Raw genomic sequence first — 20,702 nt, forward strand, 5'->3', positions numbered from 1 at the left:
TCCTTGGGATCGCAACAGGCGCTGGGTGCCGCGCGCTTCAGAACTGAGGCAGCGAAGCGGGATCGTGACGCCGCAGGATGTTCTTGGCGTCTTCGAAGTCGGGCAGGATCTGGCCGACTTCGCGCCAGAAGTCCTGACTGTGGTTCATCTCGCGCAAATGGGCAAGCTCGTGCGCGATGACGTAATCGATGATGGCCGGGGCGAAGTGGATCAGGCGCCAGTTCAGCATGATGTTGCCGTCGCTGGTGCACGACCCCCAGCGCGTGGCGGCCGACGACAGGCGCCAGCGGCGGATCTTCAGGCCGCTCACCTGCAAAAAGTGCGCCAGCCGCGCACCGAACCAGGCGCCCGCGCGCTGTTGCAGCCACGCTTGGGCCGCATCGCGGATGCGGCCCTGGTCGGCGTGGGACGGCAGCGCCAGCCACAGGGTGTCGCCATCTTGCGGCGCGTCGGCGTCGCCGGACAGATTGGCCTGGCGGCTGTCGCCGCCCACGCCGATGACGATGCGCCGGCCCAGATACGGGAGTTCTCCGCCCGCCTGCCAGCGCGTGTGCGCCATGGCCAGTTGCTGCTTGCGGGCGTGCCATTCGCGCAGCTTGGTCAGGATCCAGCGCGATTTTTCGCGCACCGCGTCGTCGATCTGCGTCAGCGTCACCCAATTGGGGGCGGTCACGCGCAGGCCGTCGTCGGTGATGACGAAGCCGATGCTGCGCCGCCGCGAACGCAGCAGCACGAAGCCGATGGTCTGCTGATCGGTGGGCACCTCGCGCCAGCGCGCGCCGGGCGGCAGCGGGTCGGGGCAGGGCGTGGGCACGCGCGACGCCGCATTGGGCGACAGCGTCAGCAGCGGCTCGCCCGCGGGGGCGGGGGCCTTGGCGGCGTCGGGAAACAGGTTGGGGGGCGCGACAGGGCGGGCGGTGCCCGGCCCGGCGGACGGCGCGCGCGGGGCGGCCGGCGCCGCCGGCACGGCGATCAGCGGCGGCGCGCCCGCGGGCGCGTCGTCTTCCTGCGTGTTGAACAGGAGTTCTAGCTGATCAGTGCTGGGCATACCTTTCGGGGTTGAGACGCCGCATTTCCCCTTCGATCCAGTCCTGAACCTTCTGGTTCAGTTCCTCGGGGGTGAGTCCCTTGGATTCTATCGCGGGACCGATCGACAGGGTGATCATGCCGGGATACTTGATGAAGGCGTTGCGGCGCCAGCATTCGCCGGCGTTATGCGCAACCGGGATGACCACGGCGCCAGTGCGCGAGGCCAGCAGCGCGCCACCCATCTTGAAGCGTCCGGTCTTGCCGGGCGCCACGCGCGTGCCTTCGGGAAACAGCAGCGGCCAGCGGCCTTCGTTCAGGCGGGTCTGGCCTTGCTTGACCACTTGTTCAAAAGCGTCGCGGCCCTTGGCGCGGTCGATGGCGATCATGCGCAAGAGCGCCAGGCCCCAGCCGAAGAACGGCACCATGTGCAGTTCTTTCTTGTAGACGAAGCAGACCTCGCGCGGCATGTAGGCCGGGAAGAACAGGGTTTCCCAGGCCGATTGGTGCTTGGACAGCAGCACCGCGGGGCCGTCGGGCAGGTTTTCCCAGCCCTTGACCTGCCAGCGGATGCCGCAGAACACCTTGGCGCCCCAGATGGCCAGCCGGGGCCAGCCGACCGTCAGCTTGTAGCGCCAGTGCAGCGGCAGCGGCGCCCACAGGACACAGGCGAAGGCATACGGAATGACCGTGACGGCCAGGAACACGAAGTACAGGAACGAACGAAGCCAGGCCATCGGGTCACGCGTCCTGCAGCAGGGCGTCGACCAGGGCCGACAGGTCGTCGCAGACGCGCGTGTTGTCGGGCAGGCCGCCCTTGGCCAGCGTCTTGGCGCCATTGCCCGTCAGGACCAGCCACGGCGAGCATCCCGCTGCCGACGAGGCCTGCAGGTCGCGCAGCGAATCGCCCACGGCCGGCACGCCGGCCAGGTCGACGTCGTAGCGGTGCCCGATCTGCTCGAACATGCCCGGACGCGGCTTGCGGCAGGTGCAGTCGTCGTCGGGGCCGTGCGGGCACATGAAAATGGCATCGATGCTGCCGCCCACCGCGGCGAGCTCGCGCCGCATCTTGGTGTGGATGGCGGTCAGCGTGTCCATGTCGAACAGGCCGCGCGCCAGACCCGACTGATTGGTGGCAACCACCACCTTCCAGCCGGCCTGCGTGAGGCGCGCGATGGCCTGCAGGCTGCCCGGCAGCGCGATCCATTCGTCGGGCGTCTTGACGAAGGCGTCACTGTCCTGATTGATGACGCCGTCGCGGTCGAGGATGATGAGCTTCACTGGGCGAGCCTGGAGATGTCAGCGACCTGGTTCATCAGGCCATGCAGCTGGGCCAGGAGGGCCAGCCGGTTGGCGCGCACGGCCGGGTCTTCGGCCATGACCATGACGTCGGCAAAGAACGCGTCCACGGGTTCGCGGGCCTGGGCCAGCGTGGACAGGCTGCCGGTGAAGTCGCCGGCGGCCAATTGCGCCTCGGCCTTCGGACGCAGGGCAGCCACGGCGGCGGCCAGGGCCTTTTCAGCGGGTTCCACCAGCGCCGCGTCGTTCACCGTGCCGATCTCGCCTTCGGCCTTCTTGAGCAGGTTGCCGATGCGCTTGTTGGCGGCGGCCAGGCTGGCGGCTTCGGGCAATTGCGCGAATGCCGCGGCGGCGCGCACGCGCTCGGCGACCTGATGCAGGGGCGGGGTCAGCGCGATCACGGCCTCGACGGCATTGCGGTCGAAGTCGTTGATGAGCTGGTTGCGGTAGCGCTCGTAGATGAAGGTGCGGACCTCGGCCAGCGTGCCGGACGGGATCTTGCCGTCCGCGAACGTGCTGGCGGCCAGTTGCAGCAGGCCGTCCAGGGTCAGCGGACCGTCCTGGCTGATTTTCAGCCAGCCGCCCGCGGCCAGTTGTTCGAAGGCGCTGATCAGGCCCAGCGCGGCGCGGCGCAGGCCGAAGGGGTCGCGCTCGCCGGTGGGGGCAAGACCGATCGCCCAGATGCCGACCAGCGTTTCGACGCGTTCGGCGATGAACAGCGTGGCGGCGGTCAGGGTGTCCTGGGTAACCGGCGTGTCGTAGCGGTTGCGGTACTGGGTGCGCAGGGCCTCGACGACGCTGGCGGGTTCGCCGTCGCCGGCGGCGTAGTACGCGCCCATGATGCCTTGCAGCTCGGGGAATTCGCCCACCATGTTGGAGCCGAGGTCGGCCTTGGCCAGCATGGCGGCGCGGTCGGCGGCGGACACGTCGCCGCCCAGTTCGCCGGCAATGCCGCGGGCGATCGCGCGCACGCGCTCCACGCGTTCGAGCTGGGTGCCCAGCTTGTTGTGATAGACGATGGAACCCAGTTGCTCGACGCGCGCGGCCAGCGGCGTCTTGCGGTCGGTTTCAAAGAAGAACTGCGCATCGGCCAGGCGCGGACGCACCACGCGCTGGTTGCCCTCGACGATGTTCACCGGATTGTTCGTGCGCATGTTGCTCACGATCAGGAAGCGGTGCGTCAGGCGGCCGGTGGCCGGATCGAACAGCGGGAAGTACTTCTGGTTCAGCCGCATGGTCAGGATCAGGCATTCCTGCGGAACCTGCAGGAACTGTTCCTCGAACTGGCCCACGTAGACGGTGGGGTGTTCGACCAGCGCGGTCACTTCGTCCAGCAGCGCGGTCACTTCGGGGTCGTCGCCCAGCGTGGCGGACAGGCGGGTCGCTTCTTCTTGCAGCTGGCGCTGGATCTCGGCGCGGCGCGCTTCGAACGACGCCACGACGTGGCCCTTTTCGGCCAGCGTGGCGACATAGGCGTCGGCGTCGGCAATGGCAACGGCGCCCTGGCTCATGAAGCGGTGGCCCAGCGTCTCGCGGCCAGCGGACAGGCCCAGTGCCTGCACCGGCACCACGTCGGCGCCAAACAGCGCGATCAGGCCGTGCGCCGGGCGCACGAACTTGACGGTGGTGACGCCGTCGGCCAATTGGTAGCGCATGACCTTGGGGATGGGCAGGCCGTCGATGGCGGCCTCGATGCCTTCCTGCAGGCCGGCGGCCAGTTGCGCACCGGCGGCCGTGCCGCGCGCCACCAGGTAGTCCTGCTTGCCGTCGGATTCGCGGTCCAGCGTGGCGACATCGATGTTTTCAAGGCCCTTGGCGGCCAGCTTCTTTTGCAGCGCCGGCGTGGCCTTGCCGTCTTCGGTCAGGCCGATCTTCACGGGCATCAGCTTTTCGGCATAGGCCTGGTCGGGCGCCTGCGCCAGCACGGCGGACAGGTGGACGGCCAGGCGGCGTGGCGTCGAATACGGCGTCACGGCGCAGCCTTCGGCCAGCAGGCCGTGGCGGTCCAGCGTGGCGCGCACGCCTTCGGCAAAGGCCTGGCCCAGTTTCTGCAGGGCCTTGGGCGGGAGTTCTTCGGTCAGCAGTTCGACCAGCAGCGGGCGGATGTTCGTCGTCATTTATGCAGCCTCCCCGGCGGCCTTGTCGCGGCCCAGCATGGGAAAGCCCAGTCGTTCGCGGGAATCGTAATAGGCCTGCGCGACGGCGCGCGACAGGTTGCGGATGCGGCCGATGTAGGCGGCGCGCTCGGTCACGCTGATCGCGCCGCGCGCGTCCAGCATGTTGAAGGTGTGCGCGGCTTTCAGCGCGGCCTCGTAGGCCGGCAGCGCCAGCGGCACGTCCATCAGGCGCTTGGCCTCGGCTTCGTAGTCGTTGAAATGCGCAAACAGCATGTCGGCCGACGAGTGCTCGAAGTTGTACGTGGATTGCTCGACTTCGTTCTGGTGGAACACGTCGCGGTACAGCACGCGCTTGCCGTTGGCGCCTTCCGTCCAGACCAGGTCGTAGACGCTTTGCACGTCCTGCAGGTACATGGCCAGGCGTTCCAGGCCGTAGGTGATTTCACCGGTGGTGGGCGTGCAGTCCAGGCCGCCGACCTGCTGGAAATACGTGAACTGGGTCACTTCCATGCCATTCAGCCAGACTTCCCAGCCCAGGCCCCAGGCGCCGAGCGTGGGGTTTTCCCAGTCGTCCTCGACGAAGCGGATGTCGTGCTGCGTGGGATCGATGCCCAGCGCCTTCAGCGAACCGATGTACAGATCCAGGATTTCAGGGGGCGCGGGCTTGAGCACGACCTGGTACTGGTAGTAGTGCTGCAGGCGGTTGGGGTTTTCGCCGTAGCGGCCATCCTTGGGGCGGCGCGAGGGCTGGACGTAGGCGGCGCGCCAGGGCTCCGGCCCGATGGCGCGCAGGAACGTGGCCGTGTGCGAGGTGCCGGCGCCGACTTCCATGTCGTAGGGCTGCAGCAGGGCGCAACCCTGTTTGTCCCAGTATTCCTGGAGCGTAAGGATGATTTGCTGAAAGGTGAGCATAGGATTCTTGGAATTCGGCCGCCGGGCAAGGGCTGCCCTGCGCGTGGGAAACCCGGCATTTTAACTGGCCTGCGGCCGCAGCGGTCCCGGGCGTCGGCGCGGCGGTTACATATCGGGGCCGAAAGGGCCGCCAAAAGCGTCCCCGAATGTGCCCCTGGTGGACACCCGGCCGGCCTGGCCTGCGGCCGCAAACCAATGGTCGTATGATTCCAGGTTGAGTCTTGAGTCTTATATAAAACCCGGAACCCGATTCCGAGAATTCGCGAAAAAGGAGCAGTCCCATGTCCGACCTGATCACGGTGGAAGTCACTGACGGCATCCAGATCATCACGATCAACCGTCCCGAGGCCAAGAACGCCATCAACCTGGAAACCGCCGTGGCCATGGCCGCCGCGCTGGACCAGCTGGACAGCCGTGACGACGTTCGCATCGGCATCCTGACGGGTGGCGGCGGCACATTTTCGTCGGGCATGGACCTGAAGGCGTTTGCCGCGTCGGGCCAGCGCCCCTACGTGGAAGGCCGCGGGTTCGCGGGCCTGAACGAGCGTCCGCCCAAGAAGCCGCTGATCGCCGCGGTCGAGGGTTATGCCCTGGCAGGCGGTTGCGAAATGGCGCTGGCCTCCGACCTGATCGTGGCTGCCAGCAACGCCAAGTTCGGGCTGCCCGAGGTCAAGCGCGGCCTGGTGGCCGGCGCCGGCGGCCTGTTGCGCCTGCCGCGCCGCCTGCCGTACCACATCGCCATGGAAGTGATCCTGACCGGCGAGATGCTGACCGCCGAGCGCGCCCACGCCTTTGGCCTGGTCAACCGCCTGACCGAGCCGGGCGGCGCCCTGGCCGGCGCGCTGGAACTGGCCCGCGCCATCGTCGAGAACGGCCCGCTGGCCGTGCAGACCGCCAAGAGCATCGTGGCGCAGGGCGGCGACTGGGATCAGGCAGACATGTTCGACCGCCAGCGTCCGCTGATCGCGCACATCTTTACGTCGGCCGACGCCAAGGAAGGCGCCACCGCCTTCGCCGAGAAGCGCAAGCCCGTGTGGCAAGGCAAATAGGTGGTTGGCCCCCACGCCGCGCACGCTTCGCGCGCTTGCTGCCCCCCGAGGGGGCGCATTTTGCCTTGGGGCGGCCCGGCGGCAAAATAGTTCTTTTCACCTGCGGCTGATTACCTGATCAGCCGCGTTTTCACGTTTTCCATCCAGACCTGCAAACCGCCATGTCCGTCATCATTAAAGAAGAAGACTTGATCCAGTCGATTGCCGATGGCATCCAGTTCATCAGCTATTACCATCCCGTCGATTACATCCGCCACTTGGCGCGCGCCTACGAGCGCGAGGAAAGCCCGGCTGCGCGCGATGCGATGGCGCAGATCCTGACCAACTCGCGCATGTGCGCCGAAGGCAAACGTCCGCTGTGCCAGGACACCGGCATCGTCAACGTCTTCCTGAAGATCGGCATGAGCGTGCGCTTTGACACCAAGCGCACCCTGCAGGAACTCTGCGACGAAGGCGTGCGCCGCGGCTACCTGAACCCGGACAATCCCCTGCGCGCTTCCGTGCTGGACGATCCGCTGTTCGCGCGCAAGAACACGCGCGACAACACGCCCTGTATCCTGCACGTCGAGCTTGTCCAGGGCGACAAGGTCGACGTGCAGATCGCCTCGAAGGGTGGCGGTTCCGAGAACAAGACCAAGTTCGCGATGCTCAATCCCAGCGATTCGCTGGTGGATTGGGTGCTCAAGACCGTTCCGTCGATGGGCGCCGGCTGGTGCCCGCCCGGCATGCTGGGCATCGGCGTTGGCGGCACCGCTGAAAAGGCGATGCTGATGGCCAAGCAGTCGCTGATGGAAGACATCGACATGTACGAGCTGCTGGCCCGCGGCCCGCAGAACAAGCTGGAAGAGCTGCGCATCGAGCTCTACGAAAAGGTCAACGCGCTGGGCATCGGCGCGCAGGGCCTGGGCGGCCTGACGACCGTGCTGGACGTCAAGATCAACACCTTCCCGACGCACGCGGCCTCCAAGCCCGTCGCCATGATCCCGAACTGCGCGGCCACGCGCCACGCGCACTTCGAACTGGACGGTTCGGGCCCCGCGCGCCTGGATCCGCCGTCGCTGTCCGAATGGCCCGAAGTGCACTGGGCGCCGGACTACAACAAGTCCAAGCAGGTCGACCTGAACACGCTGACCAAGGAAGAAGTCGCCAGCTGGAAGCCGGGCCAGACGCTGCTGCTGTCGGGCAAGATGCTCACCGGCCGCGATGCCGCGCACAAGCGCATCCAGGACATGCTGGCCAAGGGCGAACCGCTGCCCGTGGACTTCACGAACCGCGTCATCTACTACGTGGGCCCGGTGGATCCGGTGGGCGACGAAGTGGTCGGCCCCGCCGGCCCCACCACCGCCACGCGCATGGACAAGTTCACGGACATGATGCTGGAGAAGACCGGCCTGATCTCGATGATCGGCAAGTCCGAGCGTGGTCCGGTCGCCATTGAAGCCATCAAGAAGCACGGCTCGGCCTACCTGATGGCCGTTGGCGGCGCGGCTTACCTGGTGTCCAAGGCGATCCGCGGCGCCAAGGTGCTGGGCTTTGCCGACCTGGGCATGGAAGCCATCTATGAGTTCGACGTGAAGGACATGCCGGTGACCGTGGCGGTGGACGCCCAGGGCACCTCGGTCCACACGACCGGCCCCAAGGAGTGGCAGGCCAAGATCGGCAAGATTCCGGTTGCCGTTGCCTAAGTGAAGACGAATTGGCCGCTGGAAACAGCGGCCAATTTTTTATGGAGTCCGGGCCGATCTTGGATCAGTCGATTTGCCGATTCTTGGACCTGTTTCACCGATACGCCGGCGTGTAAGGTGGCGGGGTTCACTTTTCGACAGCAAAGGACTGACATGACCCGCATGAACTGGCAAGAGATTGCACCGGACGGCGCGAAGGCGCTCTTTGGCGTCCACCACTACGTCACCACACGCACGAACCTGCCGGCAGAGCTCATTCATCTCGTTTTTCTGCGCGTCTCGCAGATCAATGGCTGCGCGCACTGCATCGACCTGCACAGCCGCGACCTGCGCAAAACCATGTCGGTCGACAAGATCACGCTATTGCCGGTATGGGACGAGGTGCCGCATCTGTTCTCCGACCAGGAACGTGCCGCGCTTGCCTGGGCGGAGGAGGTCACGCGGGTGAGCGAAACCCACGCCTCGGACGAAGCGTACGCCGCCGCCTCGGCCGCGTTCGAGCCCAAGGACCTGGTCGACCTCACGATCACGATTGCCGCAATGAATGCGTTCAATCGGCTGGGCGCGCCGTTTCGGCTGCCCGTCGCCGCCAAGGCGTGATGCGATTCCAACGCGCCGTCACGCCTGCGCTTTACCCCTGAACGCCGCAATTGCCTGCGCCGACTTGCCCAGCACGTCGCGCAGCACTTCCTCGGTGTGTTCGCCCAGCATCGGCGGCGCGCGCCGGTAGACGACCGGCGAATCCGAAAACCGCAGCGGGCTGGCCGTCACGGGCGCCACGCCGCCGGCTGGATGCGGCATGTCGCGCCGCAGTTGCCGCGCCTGCGCCTGCGGATGGGCGAAGGCCTGCGCAATGTCGTTGATCGGCCCGCACGGCACACCCACCGCTTCCAGCTTGGCGATCCAGTCGTCGCGCCGGCCTTCTCGCATGATGTCCGTCAGGATCCCGATCAGCTCCACGCGGTTCGTGACGCGCAGCCGGTTGGTGGCAAAGCGCGGATCGTCGCCCAGTTCGGGCACGCCGATGGCGCGGCAATAGGCGCGGTACTGCGATTCGTTGCCCGTGGCCACGATCAGGTGGCCGTCGCTGGCGGCAAACACCTGGTAGGGCACCACGTTCTGATGCGCGTTGCCGGCGCGAGTGGGCGCCACGCCCGAGTTGAAGTAGTTGGAGTTCTGGTTGGCCAGCAGGGCCACGTGGCTGTCCAGCAGCGCAATGTCCAGGTGCTGGCCCTGGCCGCTGCGATGGCGCTCTTGCAGGGCAGCCAGCACCGCCACGGTGGCGTACATGCCGGTGACGATATCGGTGACGGCCACGCCCGCCTTCTGCGGTCCGCCGCCGGGCAGGTCGTCGCGCTCGCCCGTGATGCTCATCAGCCCGCCCATGCCCTGGATCATGAAGTCGTAGCCGGGGCGCTGCGCAAACGGCCCATCCTGCCCAAAGCCCGTGACCGAGCAATAGATGAGGCGCGGGTTGACCTGCTTCAGGCTTTCGTAGTCCAGCCCGTACTTGGCCAGACCGCCCACCTTGAAGTTCTCGACCAGGATGTCGCTGACAGCGGCCAGCTCCCGGATCAGCGCCGCGCCCTCGGGCGTGGCCATGTCGGCTTCGACCGAGCGCTTGTTGCGGTTGGCGCTGAGGTAATAGGCCGACTCGTTGGTGTCCTGGCCGTTGCCGTCCTTCAGGTAGGGCGGCCCCCACGCGCGGGTGTCGTCGCCCACGCGGGGGCGTTCGATCTTGATGACGTCGGCGCCCAGGTCGGCCAGGTTCTGCGTGCACCACGGGCCGGCCAGGATGCGCGACAGGTCCAGCACGCGGATGCCGTCAAGCGGAGGCGGGCGCGTCATGATTGCACCGTCGCGGTGCCGTGGCTCATGACCACGATGCCGCGCTCTTTGGCGCGGGCGATGAAGCGGATCTGGCCGTCCGGCATGCGCCACATGTCGCATTGCAGCGTCTCGCCCGGATAGACGGGCGCCGAAAAGCGCGTGTTCAGGCTGGTGAGCCGCGCCGCGTCATAGCCGCAGTACGTTTTGACCAGGGCGTGCGCGGCAACGCCATACGAGCACAGGCCATGCAGGATGGGCCGGGGATAACCCGCCTGACGCGCAACGTCCGGATCGGCGTGCAGCGGATTGCGGTCCGCGTTCAGCCGGTACAGCAGCGCCGCGCTGGGCGGAATGCGCAGCTCGCAGCGCGATTCGGGGTCGCCATCGGGCGCGGCGGGCAGGGCCTGCGGGCTGGCGTCGCCCTCGCCAAAGCCGCCGTCGCCGCGGCAGAACGTGCTGGACTGCAGCGTCGCCAGGCACTCGCCATTTTCGTCGTGCAGCGTGCGTTCGCTGACGATGATGGCGCCCTTGTCCGCGCCCTTGTCGATGACGTGCGTGTTGCGCGTCCTGCCCGTGACAACGCCCGCCACCGGCAGCGGCGCATGCAGCGTCAGCCGCTGCTCGCCATGCACGACCTTCACCCAGTCCACCGTCGAGCGAGGGTCGCTGACCCAGAACCCCGGGTAGCCCAGGATCACGCTCATCGTCGGAAACGTGCGCAGGTCTTTCTCGTACACATAACGAAGCTGGCCGGTGTCCTCGGGGTCCTGCCCCAGCCCGATGCCCAGCGCATACAGCATCGTGTCCTTCTGGTCGTAGCGCTGGCGCACGTCGTCAAAGCGCCAGTCCTTCACGGTTGCATAGTCCAACGGCATGTGGCGGCCTCAGATGGGATCCCAATCGATCACGTCGGGCGAACGCTCCAACGCGTAGAAGTGCTTGCGCATGGCGGGCGCCGCGATTTCGGCAATGCGCTCCGGTGTCCAGCCTTCGCCGTGGTGCACGGTGCGCAAAGGGCGCGGCTGGCTCATCAGCATGATCTCGTTGGCGCGCACGGCAAAGATCTGCGCCGTGATCTCGCTGGCCGCGTCGCTGGCCAGGAACACCGCCATGGGCGCCACCTTGCCGGCTTCCATCTTCTTCAGCTTTTCGACGCGCGCCTTCTCTTCGTCCGTTTCCGCGGGGATCGAACTGGTCATGCGGCTCCAGGCAAACGGCGCGATGCAGTTCGAGCGCACGTTGTAGCGCGCCATGTCCAGCGCAATCGACTTGGACAATGCCACGATGCCCAGCTTGGCCGCCGCGTAGTTGGCCTGGCCGAAATTGCCGATCAATCCCGACGTGGAGGTCATGTGCACGAAGGCGCCGGATTCCTGTTCGCGAAAGTAGGGCGCTGCCGCGCGGCTCATGTAGAACGAGCCGTTCAGGTGCACATCGATCACCTGGCGCCATTCTTCTTCGCTCATCTTGTGGAAAACCCGGTCGCGCAGATTGCCCGCGTTGTTGATCACGGCATCGACGCGGCCGAATGCATCGATGGCCGTCTGCACGATGCGGCTTGCGCTGTCGTAAGCCGCCACGCTGTCGGTGTTGGCGACGGCCGCGCCGCCTGCGTCCACGATTTCCTTGACGACCGCCTGCGCGGGACCGTCTGCTCCGCCTTCGCCCGTGAGCGAGACGCCGATGTCGTTGACCACGACCTTCGCGCCCGCCTCGGCCATCGCCAGTGCAACGCCGCGGCCGATCCCTCCGCCCGCGCCCGTCACGATCACCACCTTTCCGGATACCAAGCCGCTCATTGCCTCTGACTCCTGTGCTGCGGCGCGCACGCCGTCTGTGGAAAACAGTTCCGCATCAACCCGTCTGGTTGATGGGCATGGCCTCATGGTAGATTCGACCCGGCATTCGAAGAATTCAAAATTAGAAATGCCCCCCTTCTGCGTGGTGGAACATGAGACATGATCTGACGGACCTGCGTTTGTTTCTGAACGTGGGCGAAACACTCAATCTGACCCGTGCTGCGGAACGCACTTTCCTGTCCTTGCCGGCGGCAAGCGCGCGGGTCAAGCACATGGAAGAGGCATTCAAGGCCCGGCTGCTGGTGCGCATGGCCACGGGCGTGGCGCTGACGCCGGCAGGCGAAGTGCTGCTCAAGCACGCCAACGCCGTCTTTCGCCAGCTTGAATGCCTGAATGCGGATCTGCAGCCTTACGCCAGCGGCCTGAAGGGACGCCTGCGCCTCTTGGCCAACACCACCGCCACCAACTCCTTCCTGGCCGATGCGCTGTCCACGTTCCTGTCCGAGAACCCCGACGTCGACGTCGAGCTAGAGGAAAAGATCTCCGGCGACATCGTCATCGCCATCCGCGCCGGCGCGGCGGACCTGGGCCTCGTGGCGGGCAACATCGACGTCGAAGGCCTGGACGTCACGCCGCTCTTTCGCGACGAGCTCACCGTGGTCACGTCGCTGGACCACCCGCTTGCCGCGCAGAAGACCGCGCACTTCGCCGATCTGGTCGATGCCTACCAGTTCGTCGGCATCCACCCGGACAGCGCCATCCAGACGTTTCTTGAAGACATCGCAAGCGGCCTGGGCAAGCGCATCTGCCAGCGCGTGCACGTGGGCAGTTTCGAAGCCGTGTGCCGCATGGTCGAGGCCGGGGCGGGCATCGCCGTCGTCCCGCGCGCCTGCGCCGCGCGCTACAGCCGCCCCGACGGGCTGCATGTGCTCAAGCTGGATGACGCCTGGGCGATGCGCGATCGCCTCTTGTGCCGCCAACGCGGCCGCGACCTGCCCAGCTTCGCCGAGTGCTTCATCGGCCACGTGCAGCGGGCCGCACGCGGCCAATAACGCGGCGCCGGCAGCCCCTGTTCAGATCGGGGTTTGCCCTGACCCATACGCCGTAATCCATGCGCCGTAGCGCCGCGCCACAGGGGCGCACGCGCACATCCGATGCCTGCTTCAGCCCGCGCGAAAGAGGGGCTTTTGCAAATACGTAGCGGCGTATCCCGGCATTCGGCAAATAATAAAAAAACGCGGCGGGTGGCAGTGCTGAAGGCCTGACCGCGACCAGAACAAGACTCAGGAGACTGCCGTGATCCATCAAGACCGCCGCCGCGTCCTCGCGGGGCTGGGCGCTGCATGCGCCGCCGCCATGCTTCCTTCCTGGGCCCGCGCCGCCACCTGGCCGGGCCACGCCGTCACCTTCATCGTTCCCTTTCCCGCTGGGGGGCCGGTGGATACCACCGCACGATTCACGACGCAGCCGCTCGGCCAGCTATGGTCCGTGCCCACCGTGGTCGACAACAAATCCGGCGCCGGCGGCATCGTTGGCGCGCAATTTGTCGCCAAGGCCGAGCCCGACGGCTACAACTTTTTCTTCGCGTCCATCCACCACGCCGTGCTGCCCAGCCTGCGCAACAACCTCAGCTACGACATCACCACCGACTTCGTGCCGGTCGGCATGGCCGCCGTATTCCCCATCGTTCTCGTCGTCAACGCGTCGCTGCCGGTGAACACGGTCGGCGAACTCATCGCCTACGCCAAGCAGAATCCCGGCAAGCTGTCCTTCAGCTCGTCCGGCACCGGCGGCGGCACGCACCTGGCCGGTGAACTCTTCAACGCCATGGCCGGCGTGCGCATCCAGCACGTTCCGTACCGCGGCAGCGCGCCCGCCATGCAGGATCTGCTCGGCGGCCAGGTCCAGGTCATGTTCGCAGACGGCCCGTCCGCCGTGCCCCACCTGAAGGGCGGCAAGATCCGCGCGCTAGGTGTCGGCAACCCCACGCGATCCAGCATGGTGCCCGACATCCCCACCATCGCCGAATCCGGCCTGCCGGGCTACGAGGCCTACTCGTGGAGCGGCGTCATGGCGCCCAAAGGCACGCCGCCCGACATCGTCAAGCGCATCAATGCGGACATGGTGAAAGTGCTGTCCGACGACAGCACGGCAAAGGCGATGATCGCGGCCGGCGCCGAGCCCAAGCCCGGATCGCCGGAAGCCTTCGGTAAATTCGTGCGCGACGAAATCGCAAAGTGGCGCGACCTCATCAAGACCGCGAACATCAAACTGGAATGACCCGTGCGCGGCGGGTGAGCACATCGCGGCTCACCCGTGCATCCCAAGAAGCCCGATCAGCGCACCGCGAACCAGTCGCCGTGGAGGTTGCCATTCATGCCGCAGAACGGCGGCCCGAAGCCGTCATCCTTGCCCCCCGGCGGCGGCGTCACCCGCGCCACCAGCACCGCGCCGCGGCGCTTGAGCGTCAGCGTCCAAGGCGGCCCATCCTGATAGGTCACCGTCAGCGTGTCGCCCGACACCACCGCCTTGCCGCTCAGATCGCACACCCAGCGCCCGTCATAGGGCCGCGCGGAATTGGCCGCCACCAGCAGCTCGCCGTGGGCATTCTGCGTGATCTCGATCTCGCCTTCGATGTTCTTCCACTTGCCCACAAAGCCCGCTGCCGGCTTGGGATTGATCTCCTTCAGGAACGCCAGCCGGTAACGCATGGTGTCGGTAAGCGCTTCAAACGGCGTGCTTTGCACGTACGGTTCCGCGTAGGCCGCGTCGCGCACGCTCAGAAAGTACTTTTGATCGGCCATCAACGCCTTGGCCGACTCTGGATCCATTTGATCGCGCACAGCCTTGTATTGCTGCGCAATCGCAGCATCCTGATCCCCAAGCCTGGAATTGCCGCAAAGGGATTTCTCAACCGGCGTGGAAGCCCTGGCGCAATTGAACGATGGTGCGGCCACCGCGCTGCCAACCATCGCCAGCGAAGCGGAAAGGACCAGAAGACGGATCATGGTGTGAAGCTCTCCAGAGGATGTACAAGTCGGATCGCCGACCGGCGCCGCATGACTGCGCAGTTTACCGGTGTCATCTTGGAGAAGGTGTCAGACACCCTGCGAAGACTGCCGTCGGGCATACGTTGTGCCCCAAGGGTGTCAGACCCCCGAGCGATGCCGACGATGTACGTCAAGGGTGTCAGACACCGGGCAGATATCCGAGCAGATACCCGATCTCGAACCGGCCCCGCAAGCGTGAAGCGTCATCCGCGAACGCAAGACACCGCGTAAGCGCCCGGAGGCCGCCCGCGCGGCCAACCGGGCGCGGGCCCCGCAAGAAGCTCCAAACCCGTGCAAGTGCGGGCAAGAACCTTAAGAACCCCACCCACCCCAGCGACCGCCAAGTTCAAACCACCGGAGCCCGGCGTGGCGTCGGCCTGGGGTGCGCGGGGCGTGTAGATGCGCCCGACGGAATCCGAAGGCAGCCGCCGCAGGCGGCAACGAGGATGAGGATGGGGCAGTCCGGAGCGAAGGCTCCGGACCGCAATCGTAGCCCCGCGCGCCCCAGGCCGACGCCGCGCCGGGCGTCAAAAGAACGCCATCGCCCAACCAGCAAGAACCTCTATCAAGGAAACGCATTGCCGAACCAGCAAGGCCTCTATCAAACCCGTTCCAACGCCGCTTCAAAGGCGCCGCACAGCCCCTTCAAAATCCGATCAAAGCCCGCGAGGAACCGCCGCAGAAGCCCCCCAATACTCCCCCTCCAACTGCGCCACCAACTCCGCCACAGCCAACACCTCCTGCACAGCCCCCACGCCCTGCCCAGCACTCCAGACATCCTTCCAAGCCTTCGGCCGCGAGCTCTTGTCCATGTTCGCCGGCGGGGCCACGCCATTGCTGGCCAGCACAACAGGATCCAACCCCGCCGCCAAAATGCTCTCAGACAAATAATTAGCCGGCACCCCCGAGAAGTACGGCGTGTAAGTCACATCAGCCGCCTGCGCCGCCATCACCATTTCCCGGTAAGCATCTCCCGCCAACGACTCCTGCGTCGCAATGAACCGCGTCCCCATGTACGCAAAATCGCATCCCAGGACTTGCGCAGCCAGAATGTCCTTCCCGTGGCTGATGCACCCCGACAGCGCCAACGGCCCGTCGTAAAACGCCCGGATCTCGTTCACCAGCGCGATCGGATTGATCTGCCCCGCATGTCCGCCCGCGCCCGCGGCAACCAGGATCAGCCCATCGGCCCCCGCATCCAGCGCCCGCTTCGCATGCCGCACGTTCGTCACGTCGTGAAAGACCAGGCCGCCATAGGCGTGCGCCACCTTCACCACCGCCTCCGGCGCGTGCAGCGACGTGATCAGCAGCGGCACCCGGCGTTCCGCGCAGATCGCAAGGTCTCCCTGCCAGCGCGGATTGCTTGGATGCACGATCAGATTCACGCCATACGGCGCCACCTTCTCGGACGGCGCGGCAAGCCGCCGCGCCGCCAGCCCGTCCTCGATCCGCGTGATCCACGCGTGCAACTGCTCTTGCGGCCGCGCGTTCAGCGACGGGAATGTCCCGATGATTCCCGCCGCGCACTGCGCGACCACCAGTTGCGGCCCCGAGACCAGAAACATCGGGGCGCCGATCACAGGCAGGCGGATCTGGTCGCGCAGGGCGGACGGGGGATTCATCGTGTTGCTCCGGGGGAGGTCAGTTGGCCTGGATGTTGGCGGTCTGGATCACGTCCGACCACAACGCGTACTCGCGGTCGATACGTTCCTGCAGGGCTTGGGAATCGCCCGTGTTGATCGAGTAGCCGCCTTCGGTCATTGCCTGGCGGAAGGCCGGATCCTTCGACACCTCGGCCAGGGCGCGGGTCAGACGCGCGGTGACGGCATCGGGCAGCTTCTTGGGACCGACCAGCGCATACCAGCCCACCACCTCGTAGTCCTTCATGCCCGCCTCCCTCATCGTCGGCACGTCGGGCAATTCGGGATTGCGCGTCTTGGACGTCACCGCCAGCGCCCGCGCCTTGCCGCTCTTGATGAACGGAATGGCCGTGCTCGTGATGTCGAACATGAACGTCACCTTGCCGCTCACCACGTCCATCATCGCCGGCGAATTGCCGCGATACGGCACGTGCAGCATCGACGCCTGCGCCTGCTTCTTGAGCAGCTCGGCCGACAGGTGATTCGAGGCGCCGATCCCCGCCGACCCGAACGACACCGCGTCCGGATGCTCGCGCGCGTAGGTCACCAGTTCGCCCACGTTCTTGGCCGGAATCTGCGGGCCGATCAGCAGCACGTTCGCGTAATCGACCACCAGGCCGATCAGCGAGAAATCCTTGCGCGGATCGAACAGCGTGCTGCGCTGGACCAGCGGCGACATCGTCAGCGTGGGGCTGGCGGCAAAGCCCAGCATATAGCCGTCCGGCGTCGCCTTGGCGGTGGCATCCGACGCGATCATGCCGCTCGCGCCCGCGCGGTTCTCCACCACCACCGCCTGCCCCAGCTTGTCTCCCAGATACTTGGCGAAGACGCGGGCCGTCGTGTCGACCGGACCGCCCGGCGCGTAGCCCACGAGCAGGCGGATGGGACGGTCCGGATACGTTTGTGCCGTCGCGGTCTGGGCGCCGACCAGCGCAGCCACGGCGGCGGCCGCGGCAATAAGGGTCTTGATGTTCACGCTCTTGTCTCCTTGTGCATGGGTGGCCGGTCGTGGAGCGGAACGTCAGCCCGCGCCTACGCCAGCCTTTCTTTCAGCGGCTGCTTCAGGATCTTGCCGCTGACGGTGGTGGGAATCGTCTCGATGGGAATGATCTGTGCCGGCCGCTTGTACGGCGCAAGCTGCGCGCGCAGGTGCAGCATCAGCAGGTTCGTGTCGATCGTCGCGCCGGGCAGGGGCTCGACAAACGCGATGACTTCTTCGTTGTGATCGGCCGTGTCGCGGCCCACCACGGCGGACAGTCGCACGCCGGGAAACGCGTTGATCACCGACTCGACCTCGATCGGGTAGACGTTGAACCCCGAGCGGATGATGAGGTCCTTTGACCGGCCCGCGATGAACAGTGCGCCGCTCGCGTCCAGGTAGCCGATGTCGCCCGTATTGAGCCAGCCGCCCGGCAGCAGCGCCTGCGCGGTCTGGTCCGGGTTGCGGTAGTAGCCCAGCATCACGCCCGGCCCGCGGATCAGCAGGTCGCCGCGCGTGCCGGGCTCAGGGAATACATCCGGGCTGCCGATGCGCAGCTCGACGCCTTCCACCGCATGACCCGCCGAGCAGTCGTCGCGCGGCGCGTCGATGTCGGTGATGAACATCGAACCCGCATATTCGGTGATGCCGTAGCCGTGGTGCATCGGCACGCCGAAGTAGCGTTCCGCGTCGCGCTTTTGCGTCGGGTCAAGCGCGGCGCCGCCGGTGTAGAGGTAGCGCAGGGCCGGCGCACGCAGTTCCGCGCGGGGCGGCGCCGCAGCCATCAGGCGGCTGAACATCGTCGGCACGCCCTGCAGAATGCTGACGCCGGGATGCGCCAGCGCCTTGAACACGTCTTGCGGATCGAAGCGGCTGCGCAGCACCAGGCTGGCGCCCGCATGCAGCGTGGCCATCAGCACGGTTGCGATGCCGAAGATGTGCGACATGGGCAGTGCGGCATAGCCGATATCGTGCGGCGTCAGGCGGCGCGAAGCCGCCGACACCCGCGCGAAATGCACCAGGCCCCGGTGCGGCACCATCACGCCCTTGGGGGCGCCCGTGGTGCCGGACGTGTAGATCACCGTGGCCACCTCGCCGGCCAGATCGCCGGTCTCGGCCTGAGTGGGAGAGGGCGCGCGCGCGGCAGCGATGCCCGGCCCCCAGACGGCAGCGTCGGCATCGGAAGCGCCCGCCGCCGCGGCGTGCGCGGCAGCCGCCGTCGACACGCCGCTGGTGTACAGCATCAATTCGGGCTGCGCATGGTGGCGGATGTTCTCGACCTCGCGCGCCGACAGTCGCGCATTCACGCCCACCGGCCATGCGCCTGCCACGCCGCAGCCAAACAGCGTGGCGATCATCGCCGTGCAGTTCTCGCCCACCATCATCACGCGGTGGCCGGGCTGCACGCCTTGGCCGCGCAGCCAGTCGGCCGTATCCTGCACCCGCTGCCACAACTGCCCATAGGTCAGCGTGCCGCCGCCTTCCTCGTACAGACAGATGGCGTCGGGCTGCCGGCGCGCCTGCAGCGCCAGGACGTCGTGGATGCGGGTGATCGATTCAGCGTGAGACATGGGTTGATACGTGGGGATCAAAGGGTTGCCTGGGTTCCCAGGATGGCGGTCGATTGGCTGGACAGCGTACCGCCATTGCCATGCACCAGCGCAAGCTGCGCATCCGCGACCTGCCGTTCGCCGCATTCCCCGCGAAGCTGGCGCACCGCCTCGATCATGATGAAGACGCCGTACATGCCCGGATGCACGCAGCACAGGCCGCCGCCATTGGTGTTGACGGGCAGCCTGCCGCCGGGCGCGATGGCCCCGTCCGCGATGAAGTCCCGGCTTTCCCCCTTGGCGCAAAAGCCCAGGTCTTCCAGGAACAGCAGCGTGTTGATGGTGAAGGCGTCGTAGAGTTCCACGACGTCGATGTCGCGCGGCGCGACGCCCGCCATCGCGTAGGCGCGGCGTCCGGATTCGGCGGCGGCCGTGACGGTCAGGTCTTCCATGGAAGAGATCTGCCGGTTCCACACCGCCGTCGCGTTGCCCAGCACGTACACGGGCGGGCGCGGCAGGTCGCGCGCACGGTCGGCGCGCACCAGCACGTAGGCGCCGGCCCCGTCAGTGACCAGGCAGCAGTCGCGCACGCTCAGCGGATCGGACACCATGCGCGCGGACAGGATCTGATCCAGCGTCGCCGGTTCGCGCAATTGCGCTTCGGGGTTCAGCTGCGCCCACTGGTTGGCCGCCAGCGCCACGCGCGCCAGGTCTTCGCGCCGGGTGCCGTACTGATGCATGTGCCGCGCCGCCGCCAGCGCATACGAGGACAGCGGACTGAGCGGATCGTAGGGCGTTTCATACGGTTGCGGGTCGAACTGCTTGCGCACGCGTCCGATCTCGGCGCGGCTCAGCGTGGACGTGCGCTGCGTGCTGCCGTAGCAGACCAGCACCGCGTTGCATTGGCCCGAGGCCAGCGCATGCAGCGCCGGCATCAGGTGCGCCACGAAGCTGGACCCGCCCAGCATGGTGCTGTCGATGAACGTGGGGCGGATGCCCAGGTGTTCGATCACCGGCATGGCCCACATCGGGGCCGCGACGCTGGCGGTGCACAGGCCGTCGATGTCGCGCATTGTCAGGCCCGCGTCCGCGACGGCGCGCTGCGCCGCCTGGACCAGGATTTCCATTTCGGTAAAGCCAGCGGCCTGCCCCAGGCCGGCGTGGCCTACCCCGGCCACCGCGACGGCGCCGCGCAATTCGTTCAGCGTCATGGCGCCTCCTTGTTGGGCACGAAAACCACCAGCCCGCGCCCGTCCTGCTGGATTACTTGCGCGCGCACGCCCATGCCGATGCGGACCGCGTCCGGCGCCACGCCGTCGACGCGGCTCATGAGCCGGACGCCTTCCTGCAGGTCGATCAGCGCCACGTTGTAGTCGCCGCCCGCGTCGGGCTTGCGCCGCACGACGGTGGTGGAATAGACGGTGCCGCGTCCGTCGGGCGTGACCCAGTCAAGTTTGTCCGCGCCGCAGTGCGGGCAGATCATGCGGGGATAGAACACGGCGCGGTCGCAGCCGGCGCAATGCTGGATGAGGAAGCGGCCGTCGTCGAGCGCCTGGCGGTACTGCGCCTCGACGCCTTGCGACACGCCATCCGTCTGATCGGGAGCAGTCATGGTGCGATGGGATTCCAGTGGATCGGGTGAAACGGAACAGGCCCTAGTGTCCGCACTGCCACCCGCTTCGGCCATTCTTCATTGCTGAAGCAGGACTTTTGCCAATCCGTAGTGGGCGGCGCGCCCTACACGCAGCGCGAAGCCCGTCTTCGGA

19 protein-coding genes are annotated in these 20,702 nt (G+C 66.8%); 5 read left to right on the forward strand and 14 right to left on the reverse strand.

Features of this window, described 5'->3' with window-relative positions; genetic code table 11:
- Nucleotides 1–37 precede the first annotated feature (37 nt).
- Genes LN047_RS04500 through glyQ form a run of 5 tightly spaced genes read right to left on the reverse strand, consistent with a single transcriptional unit; the run spans nucleotide 38 to nucleotide 5,354 of the window.
- On the reverse strand, nucleotides 38–1,048 hold the full coding sequence (locus LN047_RS04500; RefSeq protein WP_373981205.1) for a M48 family metallopeptidase: 1,011 nt from the start codon (nucleotides 1,046–1,048) through the stop codon (nucleotides 38–40).
- A complete protein-coding gene (locus tag LN047_RS04505; protein ID WP_062840273.1) occupies nucleotides 1,035–1,763 on the reverse strand; it encodes a 1-acyl-sn-glycerol-3-phosphate acyltransferase in 729 nt (242 codons plus the stop codon). Before LN047_RS04505 ends, LN047_RS04500 begins: the two co-directional genes overlap by 14 nt.
- Before the next feature lie 4 nt (nucleotides 1,764–1,767).
- Nucleotides 1,768–2,307, reverse strand: a complete 540-nt coding sequence (gene gmhB, locus LN047_RS04510) for a D-glycero-beta-D-manno-heptose 1,7-bisphosphate 7-phosphatase (RefSeq protein ID WP_056320914.1) — start codon at nucleotides 2,305–2,307, stop codon at nucleotides 1,768–1,770.
- Nucleotides 2,304–4,442, reverse strand: a complete 2,139-nt coding sequence (gene glyS, locus LN047_RS04515) for a glycine--tRNA ligase subunit beta (RefSeq protein ID WP_373981206.1) — start codon at nucleotides 4,440–4,442, stop codon at nucleotides 2,304–2,306. Before glyS ends, gmhB begins: the two co-directional genes overlap by 4 nt.
- On the reverse strand, nucleotides 4,443–5,354 hold the full coding sequence (glyQ, locus tag LN047_RS04520; protein ID WP_056320918.1) for a glycine--tRNA ligase subunit alpha: 912 nt from the start codon (nucleotides 5,352–5,354) through the stop codon (nucleotides 4,443–4,445). It lies immediately after the preceding gene.
- A 281-nt stretch (nucleotides 5,355–5,635) separates the two neighbouring features.
- Here glyQ and LN047_RS04525 point away from each other — a divergent pair, with 281 nt between their 5' ends.
- The 3 genes from LN047_RS04525 to LN047_RS04535 all read left to right on the forward strand — a co-directional run bounded on the left by LN047_RS04525 (nucleotide 5,636) and on the right by LN047_RS04535 (nucleotide 8,688).
- A complete protein-coding gene (locus tag LN047_RS04525) occupies nucleotides 5,636–6,403 on the forward strand; it encodes a crotonase/enoyl-CoA hydratase family protein (protein ID WP_056320931.1) in 768 nt (255 codons plus the stop codon).
- A gap of 161 nt (nucleotides 6,404–6,564) precedes the next feature.
- Complete coding sequence (locus tag LN047_RS04530; RefSeq protein WP_056320934.1) at nucleotides 6,565–8,088, forward strand: fumarate hydratase; 1,524 nt, start codon at nucleotides 6,565–6,567, stop codon at nucleotides 8,086–8,088.
- A gap of 153 nt (nucleotides 8,089–8,241) precedes the next feature.
- A complete protein-coding gene (locus tag LN047_RS04535) occupies nucleotides 8,242–8,688 on the forward strand; it encodes a carboxymuconolactone decarboxylase family protein (protein ID WP_262761198.1) in 447 nt (148 codons plus the stop codon).
- A gap of 18 nt (nucleotides 8,689–8,706) precedes the next feature.
- Here the strand turns inward: LN047_RS04535 and LN047_RS04540 are convergent, their stop codons facing one another.
- The 3 genes from LN047_RS04540 to LN047_RS04550 are packed head-to-tail and all read right to left on the reverse strand — an operon-like array spanning nucleotide 8,707 to nucleotide 11,717.
- Complete coding sequence (locus tag LN047_RS04540) at nucleotides 8,707–9,936, reverse strand: CaiB/BaiF CoA transferase family protein (RefSeq protein WP_373981207.1); 1,230 nt, start codon at nucleotides 9,934–9,936, stop codon at nucleotides 8,707–8,709.
- On the reverse strand, nucleotides 9,933–10,793 hold the full coding sequence (locus LN047_RS04545) for a MaoC/PaaZ C-terminal domain-containing protein (protein WP_373981208.1): 861 nt from the start codon (nucleotides 10,791–10,793) through the stop codon (nucleotides 9,933–9,935). The genes LN047_RS04540 and LN047_RS04545 overlap by 4 nt, the downstream gene beginning before the upstream one ends.
- A 9-nt stretch (nucleotides 10,794–10,802) precedes the next feature.
- Complete coding sequence (locus LN047_RS04550) at nucleotides 10,803–11,717, reverse strand: SDR family NAD(P)-dependent oxidoreductase (RefSeq protein ID WP_056320944.1); 915 nt, start codon at nucleotides 11,715–11,717, stop codon at nucleotides 10,803–10,805.
- 152 nt (nucleotides 11,718–11,869) lie between these two features.
- On the opposite strand from LN047_RS04550, the gene LN047_RS04555 reads away from it, so the two are divergent.
- Both LN047_RS04555 and LN047_RS04560 read left to right on the forward strand, forming a co-directional pair.
- Nucleotides 11,870–12,769: a LysR substrate-binding domain-containing protein gene (locus tag LN047_RS04555; protein ID WP_056320945.1), complete on the forward strand. Its 900-nt coding sequence runs from the start codon at nucleotides 11,870–11,872 to the stop codon at nucleotides 12,767–12,769.
- A gap of 244 nt (nucleotides 12,770–13,013) precedes the next feature.
- Complete coding sequence (locus LN047_RS04560) at nucleotides 13,014–13,997, forward strand: Bug family tripartite tricarboxylate transporter substrate binding protein (protein ID WP_373981209.1); 984 nt, start codon at nucleotides 13,014–13,016, stop codon at nucleotides 13,995–13,997.
- A gap of 56 nt (nucleotides 13,998–14,053) precedes the next feature.
- Here LN047_RS04560 and LN047_RS04565 read toward each other — a convergent pair whose 3' ends face one another.
- The 6 genes from LN047_RS04565 to LN047_RS04590 all read right to left on the reverse strand — a co-directional run bounded on the left by LN047_RS04565 (nucleotide 14,054) and on the right by LN047_RS04590 (nucleotide 20,548).
- A complete protein-coding gene (locus LN047_RS04565; RefSeq protein WP_373981210.1) occupies nucleotides 14,054–14,725 on the reverse strand; it encodes a lysozyme inhibitor LprI family protein in 672 nt (223 codons plus the stop codon).
- A 698-nt stretch (nucleotides 14,726–15,423) separates the two neighbouring features.
- On the reverse strand, nucleotides 15,424–16,389 hold the full coding sequence (locus LN047_RS04570) for an NAD(P)H-dependent flavin oxidoreductase (RefSeq protein WP_373981211.1): 966 nt from the start codon (nucleotides 16,387–16,389) through the stop codon (nucleotides 15,424–15,426).
- Nucleotides 16,390–16,408: 19 nt separating this feature from the next.
- Nucleotides 16,409–17,383 (reverse strand): Bug family tripartite tricarboxylate transporter substrate binding protein, encoded by a 975-nt coding sequence (locus LN047_RS04575; RefSeq protein WP_373981212.1) that lies wholly within the window; start codon nucleotides 17,381–17,383, stop codon nucleotides 16,409–16,411.
- A 56-nt stretch (nucleotides 17,384–17,439) separates the two neighbouring features.
- Entirely contained in the window at nucleotides 17,440–18,957 is a 1,518-nt protein-coding gene (locus LN047_RS04580) for a class I adenylate-forming enzyme family protein (RefSeq protein WP_373981213.1), read from the reverse strand.
- A 17-nt stretch (nucleotides 18,958–18,974) separates the two neighbouring features.
- Nucleotides 18,975–20,147 (reverse strand): thiolase, encoded by a 1,173-nt coding sequence (locus tag LN047_RS04585; protein ID WP_152383504.1) that lies wholly within the window; start codon nucleotides 20,145–20,147, stop codon nucleotides 18,975–18,977.
- Entirely contained in the window at nucleotides 20,144–20,548 is a 405-nt protein-coding gene (locus LN047_RS04590; protein ID WP_062840285.1) for a Zn-ribbon domain-containing OB-fold protein, read from the reverse strand. The genes LN047_RS04585 and LN047_RS04590 overlap by 4 nt, the downstream gene beginning before the upstream one ends.
- Between the last annotated feature and the right edge of the window lie 154 nt (nucleotides 20,549–20,702).

This window comes from Achromobacter sp. JD417 (assembly GCF_041879325.1).
In the GTDB taxonomy this organism is placed as follows: Bacteria; Pseudomonadota; Gammaproteobacteria; order Burkholderiales; family Burkholderiaceae_B; genus Achromobacter; species Achromobacter mucicolens.

What these genes read in the sequence shown, in the direction of transcription:
- LN047_RS04500 (WP_373981205.1), bottom strand. Translation starts at nt 1,048, where the DNA reads ATGCCCAGCACTGATCAGCTAGAACTCCTGTTCAACACGCAGGAAGAC.
- LN047_RS04505 (WP_062840273.1), bottom strand. Translation starts at nt 1,763, where the DNA reads ATGGCCTGGCTTCGTTCGTTCCTGTACTTCGTGTTCCTGGCCGTCACG.
- glyS (WP_373981206.1), bottom strand. Translation starts at nt 4,442, where the DNA reads ATGACGACGAACATCCGCCCGCTGCTGGTCGAACTGCTGACCGAAGAA.
- glyQ (WP_056320918.1), bottom strand. Translation starts at nt 5,354, where the DNA reads ATGCTCACCTTTCAGCAAATCATCCTTACGCTCCAGGAATACTGGGAC.
- LN047_RS04525 (WP_056320931.1), top strand. Translation starts at nt 5,636, where the DNA reads ATGTCCGACCTGATCACGGTGGAAGTCACTGACGGCATCCAGATCATC.
- LN047_RS04530 (WP_056320934.1), top strand. Translation starts at nt 6,565, where the DNA reads ATGTCCGTCATCATTAAAGAAGAAGACTTGATCCAGTCGATTGCCGAT.
- LN047_RS04535 (WP_262761198.1), top strand. Translation starts at nt 8,242, where the DNA reads ATGACCCGCATGAACTGGCAAGAGATTGCACCGGACGGCGCGAAGGCG.
- LN047_RS04540 (WP_373981207.1), bottom strand. Translation starts at nt 9,936, where the DNA reads ATGACGCGCCCGCCTCCGCTTGACGGCATCCGCGTGCTGGACCTGTCG.
- LN047_RS04545 (WP_373981208.1), bottom strand. Translation starts at nt 10,793, where the DNA reads ATGCCGTTGGACTATGCAACCGTGAAGGACTGGCGCTTTGACGACGTG.
- LN047_RS04550 (WP_056320944.1), bottom strand. Translation starts at nt 11,717, where the DNA reads ATGAGCGGCTTGGTATCCGGAAAGGTGGTGATCGTGACGGGCGCGGGC.
- LN047_RS04555 (WP_056320945.1), top strand. Translation starts at nt 11,870, where the DNA reads ATGAGACATGATCTGACGGACCTGCGTTTGTTTCTGAACGTGGGCGAA.
- LN047_RS04565 (WP_373981210.1), bottom strand. Translation starts at nt 14,725, where the DNA reads ATGATCCGTCTTCTGGTCCTTTCCGCTTCGCTGGCGATGGTTGGCAGC.
- LN047_RS04570 (WP_373981211.1), bottom strand. Translation starts at nt 16,389, where the DNA reads ATGAATCCCCCGTCCGCCCTGCGCGACCAGATCCGCCTGCCTGTGATC.
- LN047_RS04580 (WP_373981213.1), bottom strand. Translation starts at nt 18,957, where the DNA reads ATGTCTCACGCTGAATCGATCACCCGCATCCACGACGTCCTGGCGCTG.
- LN047_RS04585 (WP_152383504.1), bottom strand. Translation starts at nt 20,147, where the DNA reads ATGACGCTGAACGAATTGCGCGGCGCCGTCGCGGTGGCCGGGGTAGGC.
- LN047_RS04590 (WP_062840285.1), bottom strand. Translation starts at nt 20,548, where the DNA reads ATGACTGCTCCCGATCAGACGGATGGCGTGTCGCAAGGCGTCGAGGCG.